Source organism: bacterium (assembly GCA_020440705.1).
Lineage (GTDB): Bacteria > Krumholzibacteriota > Krumholzibacteriia > LZORAL124-64-63 > LZORAL124-64-63 > JAGRNP01.
Genome location: JAGRNP010000095.1, coordinates 1 through 15,521 on the forward strand (window position 1 = coordinate 1; position 15,521 = coordinate 15,521).

Annotated in this window: 14 protein-coding genes; 4 read left to right on the forward strand and 10 right to left on the reverse strand. The window is 69.2% G+C overall.

Annotated elements, in window-relative coordinates:
* The 3 genes from KDM41_13240 to pdhA form a co-directional block, all read right to left on the reverse strand.
* A partial coding sequence (locus KDM41_13240) for a 2-oxo acid dehydrogenase subunit E2 (protein MCB1184392.1) occupies positions 1-277 on the reverse strand: 277 nt, incomplete at its 3' end.
* Positions 278-311: 34 nt separating this feature from the next.
* On the reverse strand, positions 312-1,292 hold the full coding sequence (locus tag KDM41_13245; protein MCB1184393.1) for an alpha-ketoacid dehydrogenase subunit beta: 981 nt from the start codon (positions 1,290-1,292) through the stop codon (positions 312-314).
* Positions 1,293-2,381 (reverse strand): pyruvate dehydrogenase (acetyl-transferring) E1 component subunit alpha, encoded by a 1,089-nt coding sequence (pdhA, locus tag KDM41_13250; protein MCB1184394.1) that lies wholly within the window; start codon positions 2,379-2,381, stop codon positions 1,293-1,295.
* Between the two features lie 333 nt (positions 2,382-2,714).
* Between pdhA and KDM41_13255 the strand changes: the two genes are divergently transcribed.
* Both KDM41_13255 and KDM41_13260 read left to right on the forward strand, forming a co-directional pair.
* On the forward strand, positions 2,715-3,230 hold the full coding sequence (locus KDM41_13255) for a ferritin (GenBank protein ID MCB1184395.1): 516 nt from the start codon (positions 2,715-2,717) through the stop codon (positions 3,228-3,230).
* A 305-nt stretch (positions 3,231-3,535) separates the two neighbouring features.
* Positions 3,536-5,521 (forward strand): hypothetical protein, encoded by a 1,986-nt coding sequence (locus KDM41_13260; GenBank protein ID MCB1184396.1) that lies wholly within the window; start codon positions 3,536-3,538, stop codon positions 5,519-5,521.
* A gap of 10 nt (positions 5,522-5,531) precedes the next feature.
* Here the strand turns inward: KDM41_13260 and KDM41_13265 are convergent, their stop codons facing one another.
* The 3 genes from KDM41_13265 to KDM41_13275 are packed head-to-tail and all read right to left on the reverse strand — an operon-like array spanning position 5,532 to position 7,625.
* Positions 5,532-6,152 (reverse strand): pyridoxamine 5'-phosphate oxidase family protein, encoded by a 621-nt coding sequence (locus KDM41_13265; GenBank protein MCB1184397.1) that lies wholly within the window; start codon positions 6,150-6,152, stop codon positions 5,532-5,534.
* Entirely contained in the window at positions 6,145-6,861 is a 717-nt protein-coding gene (locus KDM41_13270; GenBank protein ID MCB1184398.1) for a DNA alkylation repair protein, read from the reverse strand. Before KDM41_13270 ends, KDM41_13265 begins: the two co-directional genes overlap by 8 nt.
* Before the next feature lie 2 nt (positions 6,862-6,863).
* Positions 6,864-7,625, reverse strand: a complete 762-nt coding sequence (locus tag KDM41_13275) for a hypothetical protein (GenBank protein MCB1184399.1) — start codon at positions 7,623-7,625, stop codon at positions 6,864-6,866.
* A gap of 177 nt (positions 7,626-7,802) precedes the next feature.
* Here KDM41_13275 and KDM41_13280 point away from each other — a divergent pair, with 177 nt between their 5' ends.
* Together KDM41_13280 and KDM41_13285 are read left to right on the forward strand one after the other, a co-directional pair.
* Positions 7,803-9,164 carry a phosphomannomutase gene (locus tag KDM41_13280; protein ID MCB1184400.1) on the forward strand — a complete coding sequence of 454 codons (1,362 nt, stop codon included), beginning with the start codon at positions 7,803-7,805 and terminating at the stop codon, positions 9,162-9,164.
* 43 nt (positions 9,165-9,207) lie between these two features.
* The gene (locus KDM41_13285) at positions 9,208-10,989 is read left to right on the forward strand and encodes a hypothetical protein (protein ID MCB1184401.1); all 1,782 of its coding nucleotides are present in this window, start codon (positions 9,208-9,210) and stop codon (positions 10,987-10,989) included.
* A 151-nt stretch (positions 10,990-11,140) separates the two neighbouring features.
* Here the strand turns inward: KDM41_13285 and KDM41_13290 are convergent, their stop codons facing one another.
* From KDM41_13290 to KDM41_13305, 4 genes are all read right to left on the reverse strand, one after another.
* Entirely contained in the window at positions 11,141-12,145 is a 1,005-nt protein-coding gene (locus KDM41_13290) for a T9SS type A sorting domain-containing protein (protein MCB1184402.1), read from the reverse strand.
* 129 nt (positions 12,146-12,274) lie between these two features.
* Positions 12,275-14,173, reverse strand: coding sequence for a PAS domain S-box protein (locus KDM41_13295; GenBank protein ID MCB1184403.1), 1,899 nt, complete (start codon positions 14,171-14,173; stop codon positions 12,275-12,277).
* Positions 14,154-14,654: a response regulator gene (locus KDM41_13300; GenBank protein MCB1184404.1), complete on the reverse strand. Its 501-nt coding sequence runs from the start codon at positions 14,652-14,654 to the stop codon at positions 14,154-14,156. Before KDM41_13300 ends, KDM41_13295 begins: the two co-directional genes overlap by 20 nt.
* An 83-nt stretch (positions 14,655-14,737) precedes the next feature.
* On the reverse strand, positions 14,738-15,521 hold a 784-nt coding region (locus KDM41_13305), incomplete at its 5' end, for a radical SAM protein (protein MCB1184405.1).

The following is a 15,521-nucleotide window of genomic DNA, read 5'->3' on the forward strand; positions in this document are numbered from 1 at the left end:
CGGGCTCGGGCACGTAGGCGGCCTCGGGCGCGGCGGCGGGGGCCGCGGGCGCCTCGGCGCCGGCGCCGCCGTCGTCGATCACCACCACGACGTCGCCCACGTTGACGATGTCGCCCACCTTGCCCTTGAGCGCCTTGACCGTCCCGCCCTTCGGCGAGGGGATCGTCACCGCGGCCTTGTCCGTCTCGACGTCGACCAGGGGCTCGTCCTCACCCACGTGGCCGCCTTCCTCGACGTACCACTTCAGGATCTCGCCCTCGGCGATGCCTTCGCCCATGTCGGGCAGCTTGAACTCGAACAAACCGGGCCTCCTAGAAGTCGAGGGTCTGGTTGATGGCGTGCACCACCCGGGCCGCGTTGGGAATGTAGCTCTTCTCGCGGCCGAAGTACGGCGTCACCACATCATAGCCGGTCAGCCGGGCGACGGGTGCCTCGAGATAGAGGAACGACTCGTCGTTGATGCGCGCGGCGATCTCGCTCGAGACGCCGTAGGTGCGCGGGGCCTCCTGGACCACGACGCAGCGCCCCGTCTTCTTCACGGACTCGGTGAAGGCCGGGTAGTCGAGGGGCGAGATGGTGAGCAGGTCGATGATCTCGATGCTCGTGCCTCGCTCCTGCTCGACCTGGGCCGCGGCCTTCAGGGCCGGGCGCATCATGGCGCCCCAGCTGATGAGCGTCAGGTCGGTGCCCTCCTGCACCACCTGGGCCTTGCCGATGGGGAGCACCTCCTCCTCGTCGGGCACCTCCTCGCGGAAGGCGCGGTACGAGTGCTTGGGCTCCATGAACACCACGGGGTCCGGATCGCGGATCGCCGCCAGCAGCAGGGCCCGCGCGTTCCGCGGCCCGCTGGGGATGACGACCTTGGCGCCCGGCAGGTGGGCATACGTCGCTTCCCGACTCTCGGAGTGGTGCTCCAACGCGCGCACGCCGCCGCCGTAGGGCATACGGATCACCATGGGCACGTTGAACTGGCCGTGGGTGCGGGCGCGCATGCGGGTGGCGTGGGCCTCGAACTGGCCCATCATCAGGTAGCTGAAGCCGGAGAACTGCATCTCGCAGACGGGCTTCAGGCCGGCCAGGGCCATCCCGATGCTGGTGCCGAGGATGGCGCTCTCGGCCAGCGGCGTGTCGATGACGCGCTCGCGGCCGAACTTCTCGAGCAGGCCCTCGGTGAGGCGGAAGACGCCGCCGTCGACGGCCACGTCCTCGCCCAGGACGAGCACGTCCCTGTCCTTCGCCATCTCCTGGTGGAGGGCCATGTTGATGGCCTGGACCATGTTCAGCTTGGCCATCTAGTTGCCCCCTTCGCGCGCGACGTTGTCCAGGAAGTCCCGGTGCTGGGCGCTGATGACGTGGTGCTCGGTGCCGAAGACGTGCCGGAAGGGCTCGTCCTGCTGCCAGTCCTTGGGCGACTCGAATTCCTCGACCGCGGCGTCGACCCGGGTCTTGGCGTCGGCGAGCAGGGCCTCCTCCTGCGCCTCGTCCCACCACCCCTTGCTCTCGAGCCACTTGCGGGTGCGGATGAGGGGCTCCTTCTCCCAGGCGCACTTCTCTTCGTCCTCGGTGCGGTACTTCTTCGGGTCGTCGGCGGTGGTGTGCATCATCAGGCGGTAGGTGACGGCCTCGATGAGGGACGGGCCCTCGCCGGCGCGGGCCCGGGCCAGGGCCTCGCGGATCGCGACGGTGACGGCGAGGGGATCGTTGCCGTCGACCTGGATCACCGGCATGTCGAAGGCGAGGCCCTTCTGGGCCAGGGTGCGGCTCGAGGTCTGCTCGTCGCGGGGGATGGAGATGGCCCACTGGTTGTTCTGCACCACGTAGACCACCGGCGCCTTCCACACGGCGGCGAAGTTCAGGCCCTCGAAGAAGTCGCCCTCGCTGGTGCCGCCGTCGCCGATGAAGGCCACGGCCGCCGCGTCCTCGCCCTTGTAGCGGGCGGCGTAGGCGAGCCCCGCCGCGTGCTCGATCTGGCAACCGATGACCACGCTCACCGGCGTCAGGCGCAGATCGCGGCTCGGCAGGATGTTCCCCTCTTCCCAGCCGTTGTAGTAGTACAGCGTGGAGGTGAGGGGCTCGCCGCGCACGAGGCGGCCGCCGAGCTCGCGGAAGGCGCCGACGAACCAGTCGTTGGCCTGCATCTCCAGGGCGATGGGGATCGAGATGGCCTCCTGCCCGGTGCAGGGCGGGAAGGTGCCGAGGCGGCCCTGGCGCTGGAGCTTGAGCATGCGCTCGTCCAGCACGCGGGCCAGGCGCATCCAGCGGTACATGGTGACCGCCTGCTCCTGGCTGAGGCCCGGGTCGAGGGCGGCATCGAGGGTGCCGTTCTCGTCCAGGACCTGCAGGTACTCGACGTCGAACTTCGCGATGGATTTTCTGGGCATACGGAGTCCTCGGGCTGGATCGCAGCGGTGGGCGGACCGCGCGGCGATCGACAGGGTTGGACCGGACGGGCCGCCTGCAGTCCGCAAAAACGGGCCGCAATGGGCCTCCGCGGAGAAAAGGAGGAATTTCGGCCCGGGAAGTGTCCGCTACAAGGTAGCAGGCCACACGGTTTTTGCAAACCCGAATGGACTTGGTTCTCATGTTCAGAACCCGTGAAATCGGCGATTCGGGGCGATTTCGGGGTGGATAAACGCCGCATTCCTTTCTAACTTGCCTTGGAGTCGGAAGCAAGTTATTCGCCGGTCGCGGCGAACCCCCTCGGAGGCAGGACCATGTTGACCCCGAAGCTCCTCGCAGCCCTGAACCAGCAGATCAACGAAGAGTACTACTCGAGCTACCTCTATCGCGCGATGGTGGCCTGGTTCGAGAGCACCAACCTGGACGGCTGCGCCCACTGGATGCGCATGCAGGCCGACGAGGAGCATCTGCACGCCCTGAAGATCTTCAACTACGTGCTCGACCGCGGCGGCAAGGTGGAATTGAAGGCCGTCAAGGCTCCGCCGGCCGAGTGGGACAACCCGCTGGCCGCCTTCGAGGCCGCCCTGGACCACGAGAAGTTCATGACCGCCTCCATCTCCAAGCTGGCCGACCTGGCCATCGACGAGAAGGACCACGCCACCAACAACGTGATGCAGTGGTACGTGTCGGAGCAGGTCGAAGAGGAGGCCCAGGTCGACGACATCGTCAACAAGCTGCGCCTCGTGGGCCAGGACGGCCCCGGCCTGTTCATGATCGACCGCGAATTGAAGGCGCGGATGGCGCCGGTGAACCCGGACGGCATCGTCTAGGCTCCTGCGCAACCAGCGCGGCGCTCCAGGAACGGGACCCGGCCGGGTCCCGTTTCGTTTGCGGCGGGGTGGCCCTGGAGGGCGCCTCCCGCATCCGGGACGGTGTGTCCCGCAAAGGGGACATGGGGCGAGCGGACACCGGCGACCCGATGGGACGCCGGATTTGACAAGCCGTTGTCGAGCAAGGTATTATCACATGCCGGTGGTGCCGTCGTCCGGCCGGGGTCGCGGCCCGGAAAGTGCAATGCGGATCCCGCGTCCGGGTGGCCCGGGCGACTGCTGACGAACTCAAGGGGGAGACTTCCATGACCAGGACCGTGATCGTTTCGCTGCTGCTTCTGTCCGGGCTGGTGCTGCTGGCGTCCTGCGGCGACGACGTCACCGTGCCGATGGGAGAGGATCCGCCGGGCCCCTACCTGGTGGAGAAGCCGCTGGTGATCCCGTCGGGGGCCTACCTCCACGACCGGTTCTTCCGGCTCGATCTGCCCTGGGCGGAGCCGGCGGGCCGTGGGGACGGCGACGTGATCGACCTGTCGACCATCAGGCTCTTCGAGTTGATGCCTGCGGGGCCGGCCAGACCCGGCGACGTGGCGAACATCGCCGTGTACGTGGACAGCCTGGGCTGCAGGGCCTGGTCCGGTCTGGACTTCACGGCCCCGTTCCTGACCGGAGCCCGCTGGCAGCTTCGGCAGTCGATCGCGATCAGGAATGCGTCGGATGGTTCGCTGCGGGTCGTCGATCTGGGCGCCGAGGCGGCGTCCGACGCGGTCCTGGCCGTGACCTACGCCGTCCGCGATGCGACCGGCGGCGTCATCCGGGTCGGGGACGACCCCGCAGCCGGTGCGCCGAGCCAGGCGGTGGACGGTGCGGAGGGACTCTTCTACCGCATGAAGCTGCTCAAGGCGGCCACGTGCCCGCCGGTGCCCCATGTCCGCGACTACCCGCTGCGCAACGTCTACTACCTCGGCGGCGCCAATATCGATCCGGCCGGGTTCGATTTCCGCATCGAGTTGGCCGGGGCGGGCGTCGATCCGCTCGACGAGACCGAAACGGGGATCCCGTGGTTCCGCTTGTTCGGCCTGGATTCGCGGGACACGGCGGGCCGGCCCGGCCCGGACGGCCTGCTCGACATCCGGGATGCGACGATCTTCGATCTCGACCACGGGTTGGTGTTCTTCCCACCCGATCTGCCGCAGCCCTTCGCGGCGGCGGCCGCGACCTACGAGGCCCTGGCCGCGCCGGACCAGTATCCGTACGCGGGGTCGGTGCTGGCCCGGCACGTCACTCCCCGCATCTACGAGCCGGGCCTCTCGCGTGCGGAACATCTGGCCGCCGGCCGGTTCACCATGAACTGGACGGCGACCGCCATGGTCTACCCGGACCGGCCGCTGCCGGGGCCCTTATCCCTGGCCCGGCCGGACTGGATGCGCGCCGCCGTTCCGCGCGGTATCGATGCGGAGCCGGTGCCCGCGGGCCGCACCGACCAGGTGCGCTGGTTCGCGCCGCGTGAGCGCGTCCAGGCCCGCCATCTGGATCCCGACCTGGCCGGCGCACCGGGCGACGAGACGGTGCCCGCCCTGGAACTCTACCTGCGCGCAAGCTCGGGTTGGCAGGCCGGCAGCTGGGGCGGCATCGCCACGGGACTGTCGCGCACCGGCGCGGATCTGCGGGACGCCCGGCGCATGGAGATCTGGCTCAACGACGGCCAGGCCGAGCGCGCATTGCGCTCCGGGCGGCTGCACATCGACGTGGGCTACGTGAGCGAGGACGGGTTCTGGCCCGAGACCGGCGAGGGGCCCGAGACCGGGACCTTCCAGAGCGAGGACCGCAACTTCGACGGCGTGTGGACCCTGGACGAGGACACGGGCCTGGACGGGGCCGGCAGCGCCGGGCCCGAGGCGTACGCCTCCGACTACGTCGTCGACGGCGACAGCCCCTTCCCGCGCATCAACGGCACGGCGGCCAACAACCGCTGGGACACCGAGGACCTGAACGGCGACTTCTTGTTCGGGCGGCGGGAGGGCTACTTCACCTTCGTCATCGACCTGGCGTCGGCCCGCCCCGAGGTCGACGTGGTCTACGACTACGAGGACACGGGCGACCTGGTCGCTGCCGGAATCGCCTGGCGCCGGCACAGCATCAACTTGGACGCGTTCATCCCGGTCGACGTCGACCTGGCGCCGAACCGGGCGGCCGTCACGCACCTGCGGCTGTGGTTCGACGACCCGATGCGCCCGGCGGGCGAGAACGCCGTCCGCCTGCAGATCGCCGGCCTGCGCTTCGTGGAGTAGGGGCGGGGTCTCAGAAGGTCTTTTCTATCTCCCGGGCCGTCTCATCATCCATGGGGCGGCCCCTTTCCCGCAGCTTCGCCACGAAGATCCGCCGCAGCTTCTCGGGCTCGTTCTGCCCGAACTTCACCTTGCCGGTCCAGGACGCGCAGCGCACGGCGAAGACGCCCACGTGCTCGAGGGCCTTGCGGTAGCGCGGGATGTCCGGCGTGATGGTCGCGTAGTTGCCTTCGGGCTGGTGCTTGACCATGAGCGCGTTGAGCGCGTCGGCCTTCTCCTGCAGATCGGTGATGGGCTCGCAGCGGCCCTTGATCTCGATGGACTTGAAGAACTGGGTGGCCGGGCAGGCGTAGTCGGGCGCCGACCAGTTGCTGGGGATGTAGGCGTACTCCTTGACCACCGTGAACCCGGCCAACGGGGCGGCCTGGATCAGGTCGTACTTCTCGCCCTCGAGGGCGCCGTGGAAGACGATGTCGTGGCCGAGGGTGGCGAAGTTCAGGGCCACCGAACGCGGCATGCCGTCCGGCAGGACCAGGCCCAGGTAGCCCACGAGGACCTCGCCGCACACCTCGCGGAAGACGGCGTCGTCCTGGCTGGCCAGTTCGGCGCGGCGCAGGCCGCGGCTCTCACCCACGGGCCTTCTTCTTCGCCGCCGCTTTCGCGGCCTTCTTTTCCCGGTGGGCCCGCGTCTGGTCGATGTAGGTCGCGGCGTCGGGGGTCTTGCAGCTGGTCTGGCCGTGGTCGACCTCGACCTTGCCCATGCGCTTCGCTGCGGCCTTGGCGTGCTGCGCCAGGGCGTCGTCGACGGCGCCGAGGGCGATCAGGGCCTGGTTCATGCTGTGGCGCGTGCGGTTGGGACGGTCGTGGATGGTGGCCGCGATCTCGTCGATCTCGGCGCGGGCGAAGCCCGGATCGATCTCCGCCCCGTCCCGGTAGCAGGCCACGGCCGCCAGGACGTTGTAGGCCGCCGCGGCCACGAACTCGCCCTTGCGCTTCTTCCACGCGCCGTACCGGGCGAGGCCCTTGCCGGTGCGCGCGACCAGGGCGCTGAAGGCGTCGCACAGCACGTAGTTGTCGAGCTCGCGCACCCAGGCGTCGAGTTCGCGGGCGGTCAGGGCGCCCGGGTCGGCGATCATCGTCGCCAGGACCCGGGCGTCGTGGTTGCCCGTCGCCCAGAGGGCGCGAGCCAGGCCGTGGTCGGTCCCGATGGTCTTGTGCAGGCGGCCGAGCTCGGCGTAGCTGACGCCGAAGGCGTCGCCCTTCACGCCGTGGCGTCCGTACACCTTCACGTTCTGGGCGGTGCCGGCCTTCCGCAGGGCGGCCAGGGCCTGGTCCTTGGTCATGCCTATTCCTTCCGCGGTTCGATCTTCAGCCCCTTGCCGGAGAAGACGATCTCGGGGTCCATGTTGGCCTCGGCGGCCATCATGTTCGAGGAGTTGATGGACCAGGTGCTGGTGCGGCCGTCGGTCTCCGGCGCGTTCGACGAGACGATGTCGCCGGGCACGGTGATGCGGAAGCGCACGTCGAGCTCGGCCAGCGCGCTCATCATCTTGCCCATGATCTCCATCTGGCGGCCCATCTTCTCGGGGTCCATCTGGGCGGGGGCGTCGTCCTCGGCGGCCTTCTCCTCCTTCTCGTCGGCGGGCACGGGAGGGAAGTCGTAGGTCGTGTTGCGCAGCACCAGGTTGCCGTCGCCGGCGTCGAAGATGGCCATGCCCTCGCTGTCCTGGCCGTCGCCGAGGGTGCGGTTCATGACGTAGCTGAGGCCCTCGAGGTTCTCGAAGGCGAGTTCGAACTCGAGGGTCTCCCGCTCGCCCTCCATCTTCTTCTCGAAGCGCGTCACCTTCACGCCCCAGTCCTTGCCGGCCTCGGACATGCGCGAGCCGTCGATCTCGTCGAAGGCGGGGAAGTCCATGTCGTCGGACTTGCCGGCGTCGAGCTCCTTGAGCTCGAGGATGCACTGCTGGACCGTCTCGGACATGGCGATGGTGGCCTTCATCGTGCCGGAGCCGTCGGCGGCGATGTCGGTGTCCACGTGCATGAAGACGCAGCCGGACAGGCTGAACACGGACAGGGCCAGGAGCGCCGGGACAAGAAACTTCCGCATGGGATTCCTCCGCAGATCGGGTTGATGGTGGGCGGACCGGGCCGCCGGCCGGGACGGGGCGATGCCGCTCTTGCCGAACCGGGCTATTCATGCTACTGCAAAGGGGACATTTCCGACAGGGTTTCCCTCCGCGCGACGCCGGACCGTGCTCCGGTGCGCGCCGAAAGCGTGCAAGCGATGTCCGACAAGAACACGACACCCTCCTGCTTCAAGGCCTACGACATCCGGGGCGTGGTGCCGGACGAGCTGAACCCGGCCTTGGCCTACCGGGTCGGCGTGGCCACGGCCAACTTCCTGCGGGGCAGGCGGTTCGTGGTGGGGCGGGACTGCCGCCTGAGCAGCGGCGAGCTGGCCCGGGCCGTCATCGAGGGCCTCACCGACGCCGGGGCCGACGTGCTCGACATCGGCGAGTGCGGCACCGAGATGGTCTACTACGCCACCTTCGCGCGGGGGCTCGACGGCGGCATCATGGTCACCGCCAGCCACAACCCGATGGACCACAACGGCATGAAGCTGGTCCGGGACGAGGCCAAGCCCATCAGCGGCGACACCGGTCTGCACGAGATCGGGCGCCTGGCGCGCGACGTCGACCAGACCCTCGCCGGCCGCAAGGGCACCGTGGTGCGGGAGGACGTGCGGGACGAGTACGTGGCCTCCCTGCTGGGCCGGTTCGACACGTCGACCTGGCGGCCCCTGAAGGTGGTGGCCAACGGCGGCAACGGCTGCGCCGGCCCCGTGGCGCGGGCCTTCGCCGCGCAACTGCCGTGCGAGTTCATCCACGTGCACGACACGCCCGACGGCCGCTTCCCCAACGGCATCCCCAACCCGTTGCTGCCGGAGAACCGCAGCGCGACGGCCGACGCGGTGAAGGCCCACGGCGCCGACCTGGGTCTGGCCTGGGACGGCGACTTCGACCGCTGCTTCTTCTTCGACGAGCAGGGCGGCTTCATCGAGGGCTACTACCTGGTGGGCCTGCTGGCGGCGGCGGCCCTGCGCACGAGCCCGGGCAGCGCCATCGTGCACGACCCGCGCCTGACCTGGAACACCATCGACCGCGTGACGGCGGCCGGCGGCAGGCCGGTGCAGAACAAGACCGGCCACGCCTTCATGAAGGAGCGCATGCGCAAGGAGGACGCGGTGTACGGCGGCGAGATGTCGGCCCACCACTACTTCCGCGACTTCGCCTACTGCGATTCGGGCATGCTGCCCTGGCTGTACGTGCTGCAGGAGATGTCCGACTCGGGCCGGTCCCTGTCCGATCTGGTCGCGGCCATGCAGGCGGCGTATCCGGCGAGCGGGGAGATCAACCGCCGTCTCGCCGACCCCGGGGCCGCTTTGGCACGGATCGAGCAACGGTACGCCGCGGACGCCCGGGCGGTCGACCGCACCGACGGCCTCAGCCTCGATATGGGCAATTGGCGCTTCAACTTGCGCATGAGCAACACCGAGCCGGTGATCCGGTTGAACGTGGAATCGCGGGCCGACACGGCCCTCATGACAGAGAAAACGGCCGAAATTCTGGCACTTCTGGACGCCTAGAGCGAAATTGTCGGGGACACGCCCCGTTGCGAAGGAGCCGCCCTTGAGCCACCCCCTCATGGATCCCGTCCACAAGTTCTACATCCCGGTCATGGGCACCGGGTTCACCATCGACACGCCCCTGAAGGTGGCGCGCTACGGCATCAGTTCGGTGGTGTCGCTCGTCGATGACGTCCTGATCGAGCAGATGCGCAGCCGCCTGAGCCGCGCCTTCGGCCGGGACTACGCCGAGATCGGCAACGACGACGAGGACTCGCGCGCGCGCCGCATCACCGAGTACCTCGACCTGATGGACGAGATGGTGCACGACCAGATGGCGAAGCTGCGGGCGTCGGTGTTCGAGGCGGGCAGCGAACTGACCCGCTACTACGAGATGCTGCCCGAGTCGCCCCTGCGCCAGATGTACGAGCAGATGAAGGCCGTGGCCGACCCGGACGAACGCGCCCGCCTGCAGCAGGCGCTGAAGGACAAGCTCACGCCCGGCGGCATCGACGTGAACATCATGACCAAGCTCGACCGCGACCGCATGCAGAAGGGCCAGCTGCTGCCGCCGGTCTTCGCCGACGCCATGAGCGCCCTGCGCGGCTACGCCAACAGCCGCCTGAAGTCGTCGCTCATCCTCTCGGCGGGCCTGAACCGGCGCCTGTACAACTACCTCGCCGAGTTCGGCGACTTCTTCCCCGACGAGACGGGGGAGATCCGCAAGCGCATCATCCTGAAGGTGGGCGACTTCCGCTCGGCCGCGCTGCAGGGCAAGCTGCTCGCGCGCAAGGGACTGTGGGTGAGCGAGTACCGCATCGAGTCGGGCCTGAACTGCGGCGGCCACGCCTTCGGCGGCAAGGGCGCCCTGCTCGGCCCGATCCTCGAGGAGTTCCAGCAGAAGCGCGACGAGCTGCGCGAGTCGCTCGAGTCGGTCTGGCGCGCGGCCCTGGCCGAGATCGGCCGTGTCGCGCCCGAGGCCAGGATGGACGTGCGCGTCACGGTGCAGGGCGGGATCGGCACCGCCGAAGAGAACCGCATGCTCACCGAGAAGTACCGCGTCGACGGCACCGGCTGGGGCAGCCCCTTCCTGCTGGTGCCCGACGTGGTGAACATCGACGCGCTGCACCTGAAGAAGGTGAGCGAGGCGCGCGAGGAGGACGTCCACCTGAGCGACTCGTCGCCCCTGGGCGTGCCGTTCTGGTGCCTGAAGACCTCGCTGAGCGAAGAGGTGCGGCTGCAGAAGATCGAGCAGGGCAAGCCCGGCAGCGAGTGCCCCAAGGGCTTCCTGGTCTCGAACACCGAGTTCACCAAGGCGCCCATCTGCACCGCGAGCCGCAACTACCAGCGCCGCAAGCTGACCTCGCTGGAGGCGGCGCCGCCGGAGCGCCCGGAGCTGAAGAGCGGCCTGACGGAGCTGGTGGTGGCCAAGGCCTGCATCTGCCACGACCTGGCCGGCGCGGCGACGGTGCCCAACGAGATCGATCCGGCCGCGCGCACGGCCGTCTGCTGCGGGCCCAACACCGTCTACTTCAGCCAGGTGGCGCGCCTGTGGGAGATGGTCGACCACATCTACGGCCGCGCCCAGCTTCCGTTCAAGATGGAGCGGCCCCACATGTTCCTCAAGGAGCTGTCGCTCCACGTGGACCGCATGAAGCGCGACCTCGAGAAGCACCGCCAGGGCCTGATCGACGCCAAGGACGCCGCCACCGAGGAGATCCGCACGAACCTGATCCAGGGTGTGCGGCTGTACCGGGAGCAGGCGGCCCAGCTGGCGGCCGACAAGAAGGACGAGTTCCTGGCGAAGCTGGAGGCGCTGCGGGGGGAACTGGACAAGGTGCGGTAGGAGGGATCCCGGCATTGCGCCCCGCCGCGGAACCGCGGCACCGCGCCGCGCGGGAGAACACCAGCACCCACGCCACCGAATGCTTCGACGCGGACCCGCTCCCGTTCCCCTCGTGGACCATTTCCTGCGATGCTGCCGTTCCGCCGACCCGCTACCGCCTGAGGACCAGCTTGCCCGACGCCGAACCGGACGGCGTCTCGACCCGGTACAGATACACGCCGCCCACGACCGGCCGGCCCGACGCGTCCCGACCGTCCCAACGAATGGCATGATCGCCGGCCGCGAGGCTCTGCCCGTTCACGAGGGTGCGCACGCGGCGACCGGCGACGTCGATGATGTCGATGTTCACGGTCATGGCGTCGCCGAGCGAGAAGGGAATGGCCGCCGCCACGTGGACCGGATTGGGAAACGCCCGACCGAGGGTCAGGCCGGGGCCGGGCCGGAAGGTGTCGGGCACGGGACTCGGGAGATCCACCAATTCGGCGATGTCCGCCGGCGAGAGTGCGCGGGAGTAGATCCGGACCTCGTCGATGTCGCCGTAGAAGATCTCCAGGACGCCGGGGACGTCCGAACCGATGCTCAGGGAGTGCGTGTCCGGCACGATGGTCGTCGGCAGGTAGGTGGACTCCATCAGGATGCCGTTGACGTAGGACTTCAGCGTGTCGGCCTCCCAGGTCGAGGCCACGTGGTACCAGACGTCCTCGAGGAAGTCGAAGGGAAGACTGCCGGACGTGTTCCAGCTGTTGAGGGACGTGCCGAGTCCGGACTGGGAGACGATGAACCGGTACTGGAAGTCGTTCGCCGCCGCGATCGACTTGGTGAGGATGGGATTGTACTGGCTGCCGACCATGCCCCAACCGTCCCGCCGGATGTAGGCGGCCATGGTGATGGCCGTGGTGGGAGCCGCAAGAGATGCCGAAGGGGCCACGTCGATGCGCGTGTTCAATCCGTTGAAATGGAAGGCGGCATCCTGAACGCCGTGCCTGTCGACGGTCAGGGTCGGGGCGTTGACGAGCGAGCCGTGGTTCCCGTTGCCGCTGGCGTCCTGGGCGTCGCCCGTGAAGGGCCAGAAACCGACCAGGCCGGTGGTGATGTCGGCAAAGGCGGCCGGCGGGGTGGCGACGACGAGAAAGATGATCATGAGAATGCGCGGCATGCGGACCTCCCTCCGCGAAACAGGATGATGGGCGTCTAGTATACCACATCGGAGGTGGGGGGGAGACGCCAGCGTGAAAAGGGCTTCGACGCAACCTCTCGGAGCCTTGGCTGGCGGCGACGAGTGGGCTCAGATGCTCACCGAAGGATCCGGCAGCGGCTTCGACGGCGGCGTCAGCGGCACCACCACCACGAAGCGCGTCCACTGGCCGGGCTCGCTGGCCACGCGCACGCTGCCGCCGAGACGGTGCAGGATGTCGTGCACGATGCTCAGGCCGAGCCCCGTGCCCTTGCCGGCGGGCTTGGTGGTGTGGAAGAGGTTGAAGATCTTCTCCTGGTCCTTCTTCGGGATGCCCACCCCGTTGTCCTGGAAGACCACCCGGACCACCTGCTCGTCGCGCGTGGTGAGGATCTCGAGCACGCCCGGCCGGCCGGGCGCCTCGCCGATGGCGTCGAGCGCGTTCTTGATCAGGTTCACGAAGACCTGCTCGAGCAGCAGCGGGTCCGAGACGAAGCGCGGCAGGTCGTGGGCGAACATGCGCCGGATCTCGGTGCCCGAGCGCCGCACCTCGGGGCCGAGCACGGCCAGGCACTCCTCGAGCAGTTCGGCCAGGTCGATCTCCTGCATGCCCGCCTCGGGGGCGCGCACGAAGCCGAGCAGGCTGTGGGTGATGCGCGTCACCCGCTGCACCTGGTGGTGCAGGCGGCGCATGGCCTTCTCGAGGATCTGGCGGGTCATGGGTTCGAGGCGGTCGCCCTCGTCGGCAAGGGTCTCCTCGACCACGCCGGCGATGGTGTCGATGACCGCGAGCGGGTTGTTGATCTCGTGGGCCACGCCCGAGGCCATCTCGCCCACGGCGGCCAGGCGCTCGGAGCGGATCAGGTCCTCCTTGAGGCGCAGGCGCGTGGTGATGTCGCGGCAGATGCACACCAGCTCGAGGGGCTTGCCGTCCGGGCCCTCGATGAGCGTGAGGCTGATGTTGACGATGACCGACTCGCGCGACTTGGTGCGGAACTCGGCCTCGTAGGCCATGGCGTGGCCGTCGCGCAGGGCCTCGGCGAAGAGGTGGTCGAAGGCGCCGGGCATGGCGCAGAGCCGCTCCGCAGGCGTGCCGACGACCTCGTCGCGGGAGAAGCCGAGCACCGTCTCGGCGCCGCTGTTGAACGAGAGCAGGTTGCCCGCCGGATCGGTCAGGAAGATGATGTCGCGGCTGTTCTCCAGCACCTCGCGCAGGTACTTCTGGGTCTCGTTGAGCTGCTCGTCGACCCGGTGCAGCTTGCGCTCGGACTCGAAGAGCTCGGTCGTGTCCTCGATGAGGCCGTAGAGGCCCTCGAGGGCGCCGTTCTCGACGATGGGAAAGAGCGTGATCTGCACGTGCATGTCCTGGCCCTGGATGGGCAGCACACCCGACGCGTGCAGGGTGCGGCGCTCGCGCAGGGTGGCCTGCTCGACGCTCTGCAGCCAGCGGGCGGCGCCGTCGGGGTAGATGGCCCGGTCGCGCTTGGCGACGACGTCGGCCTCGCGCACGCCCAGCATCTTCAGGGCGTGGGCGTTCATCTTCCGGTAGCGCAGGTTGATGTCCTTGATGTAGATGGCCAGGGGCGCCGTCTCGACGAACTCGTTCAGCCGCAGGCGGGCCTCCTTGAGGCGGCGGCTGTCGCTGCGCAGGGCACGGTTGGCGTCGACGAGGCGGACCAGGCCCTCGAGCATGGTGCGGCTCTCGGGGCCGAGCACCGGGATGCGCCGGCAGAACGCGGTGCGCAGGTCGGCGAGAGCGCCGGGATCGCCGCCGGCCAGGACGATGGCGCCGAGGTCCTCGAGGCCGTCGAGGTCGGCCACGTCGGCGGAAACGACCGGAACGCCGATGCTGCGGGCGTACTCGCGGGCCTCGCCGTCGGGACCGCCGAGGTCGACGACGGCCACGATGCGCAGCCTGAGCAGGCGGGAGCGGGTGGCGAGTCCCGCCAGCAGGTCGGAAAGCTCCCGACCTTCGCCCACGAGGGCGATTCTAGTCCTGCTCGTACTCACGCCTCAGCTTTTCGCTCTCTTCGATGATGTCGCGGGCGCTGGTGGTGCCGCTCATGAGGGCGTCGAGCCGTTCGTCGAACTCGCGCTTCAGGCGGTCGCGGCGGTGGCGGGTGGCCTCTTCGACGACCTCGACCAGGTCGTCGAAGTCGTGGGGCTTGAGGATGTAGCGGAAGGCCTGCAGGCGGCCGGCCTCCCACGCCGTGTCGTGTCCGCCGTGGCCGGTCAGCATGACGGCCTCCACATGGGGCTGCAGGGCCTTCAGCTGCTCGATGACCTTGATGCCGTCTAGGTCGGGCATGCGCAGGTCGACCACCGCCACGTCGAAGGTCAATTCGGTGGCGGCGCTGACGGCCTCGGACCCGCTCAGGGCGATGGTCACGTCGTAGCCCCGCTTGCGCAGGCGGTGGGCCAGGAAGGTGACGAGATCCTCCTCGTCATCGGCCAGGAGCAGGCGAATGGGCTTGGGATCGTCCGGGGACATCGGAAACACTCCGGCTGCGGGAATGGGGATGGTGCTCGGCGGAATGATCCTCGTGCGCCGGGGGCGTGTCAAGGCCGGGCCGCTCAGAGACCGCGCAGATACTCGGGTTTGAGCAGGCTCTCGTCGCGGGCGGCGAGCACCCGGTCCAGCAGGGCCAGGCCGCGCTCCCGGTCGGCCGGCAGGTTCAGGCTCAGGGGCAGGTAGTTGCTGGCGTGGTTGGCGTGGAAGCGGCAGCGCGAGAAGCGCGCGTCGGCGACGAGGGTGCGCAGCTCCGTGAGCAGGCCCCAGCGGTCGGGCAGGACGAAGTCGCCTGCGGCGGCGCTGCGGGCCAGGGGGGTGTCCGGCACGACGGTCGTGGTCAGGTCGCCCACGAAGGGCGGGTCCATGGCTGTCAGCAGGTCGGCGGTGGCGGCGGCGTGCTCGCGGCTGCGGGCCGTCCCGCCGAGGCCGAGCATGACCATCACCGAGTGGCGGATGCCCGCGTCGCGCAGACGCGCGGCTGCGGCCGCGGCGTCGGCGGCGGTGGAGCCCTTGACGACGTCGGCCAGCACCCGGTCGTCGCCGCTCTCGACGCCGTGGTACACGATGCCGAGGCCCAGTTCGCGCAGGCGGGCCAGTTCGGCGGGCGTCTTGCGCAGGATCGAGCGGGCGTCCCCGTAGATGCCCACGCGGCGCACGGTGGGCACCTTCTCGCGCAGGGCGAGCAGGATGCGCTCGAGGTGGGCGAAGGGCAGGATGAGCGCGTCGCCGTCGCAGAGGAAGACCCGGCTGACGACCCCGCCGCCGGCGACCCGGGCCGCGGCCTCGTCGATGTCGCGCGCCACGGTCGGCCAGGGCTTGATGCGGAAGGCCTGGACGGGGTCGTCG

Coding starts and splice junctions, on each gene's coding strand:
- KDM41_13245 (MCB1184393.1), bottom strand. CDS start 1,292: ATGGCCAAGCTGAACATGGTCCAGGCCATCAACATGGCCCTCCACCAG.
- pdhA (MCB1184394.1), bottom strand. CDS start 2,381: ATGCCCAGAAAATCCATCGCGAAGTTCGACGTCGAGTACCTGCAGGTC.
- KDM41_13255 (MCB1184395.1), top strand. CDS start 2,715: ATGTTGACCCCGAAGCTCCTCGCAGCCCTGAACCAGCAGATCAACGAA.
- KDM41_13260 (MCB1184396.1), top strand. CDS start 3,536: ATGACCAGGACCGTGATCGTTTCGCTGCTGCTTCTGTCCGGGCTGGTG.
- KDM41_13270 (MCB1184398.1), bottom strand. CDS start 6,861: ATGACCAAGGACCAGGCCCTGGCCGCCCTGCGGAAGGCCGGCACCGCC.
- KDM41_13275 (MCB1184399.1), bottom strand. CDS start 7,625: ATGCGGAAGTTTCTTGTCCCGGCGCTCCTGGCCCTGTCCGTGTTCAGC.
- KDM41_13280 (MCB1184400.1), top strand. CDS start 7,803: ATGTCCGACAAGAACACGACACCCTCCTGCTTCAAGGCCTACGACATC.
- KDM41_13290 (MCB1184402.1), bottom strand. CDS start 12,145: ATGCCGCGCATTCTCATGATCATCTTTCTCGTCGTCGCCACCCCGCCG.
- KDM41_13300 (MCB1184404.1), bottom strand. CDS start 14,654: ATGTCCCCGGACGATCCCAAGCCCATTCGCCTGCTCCTGGCCGATGAC.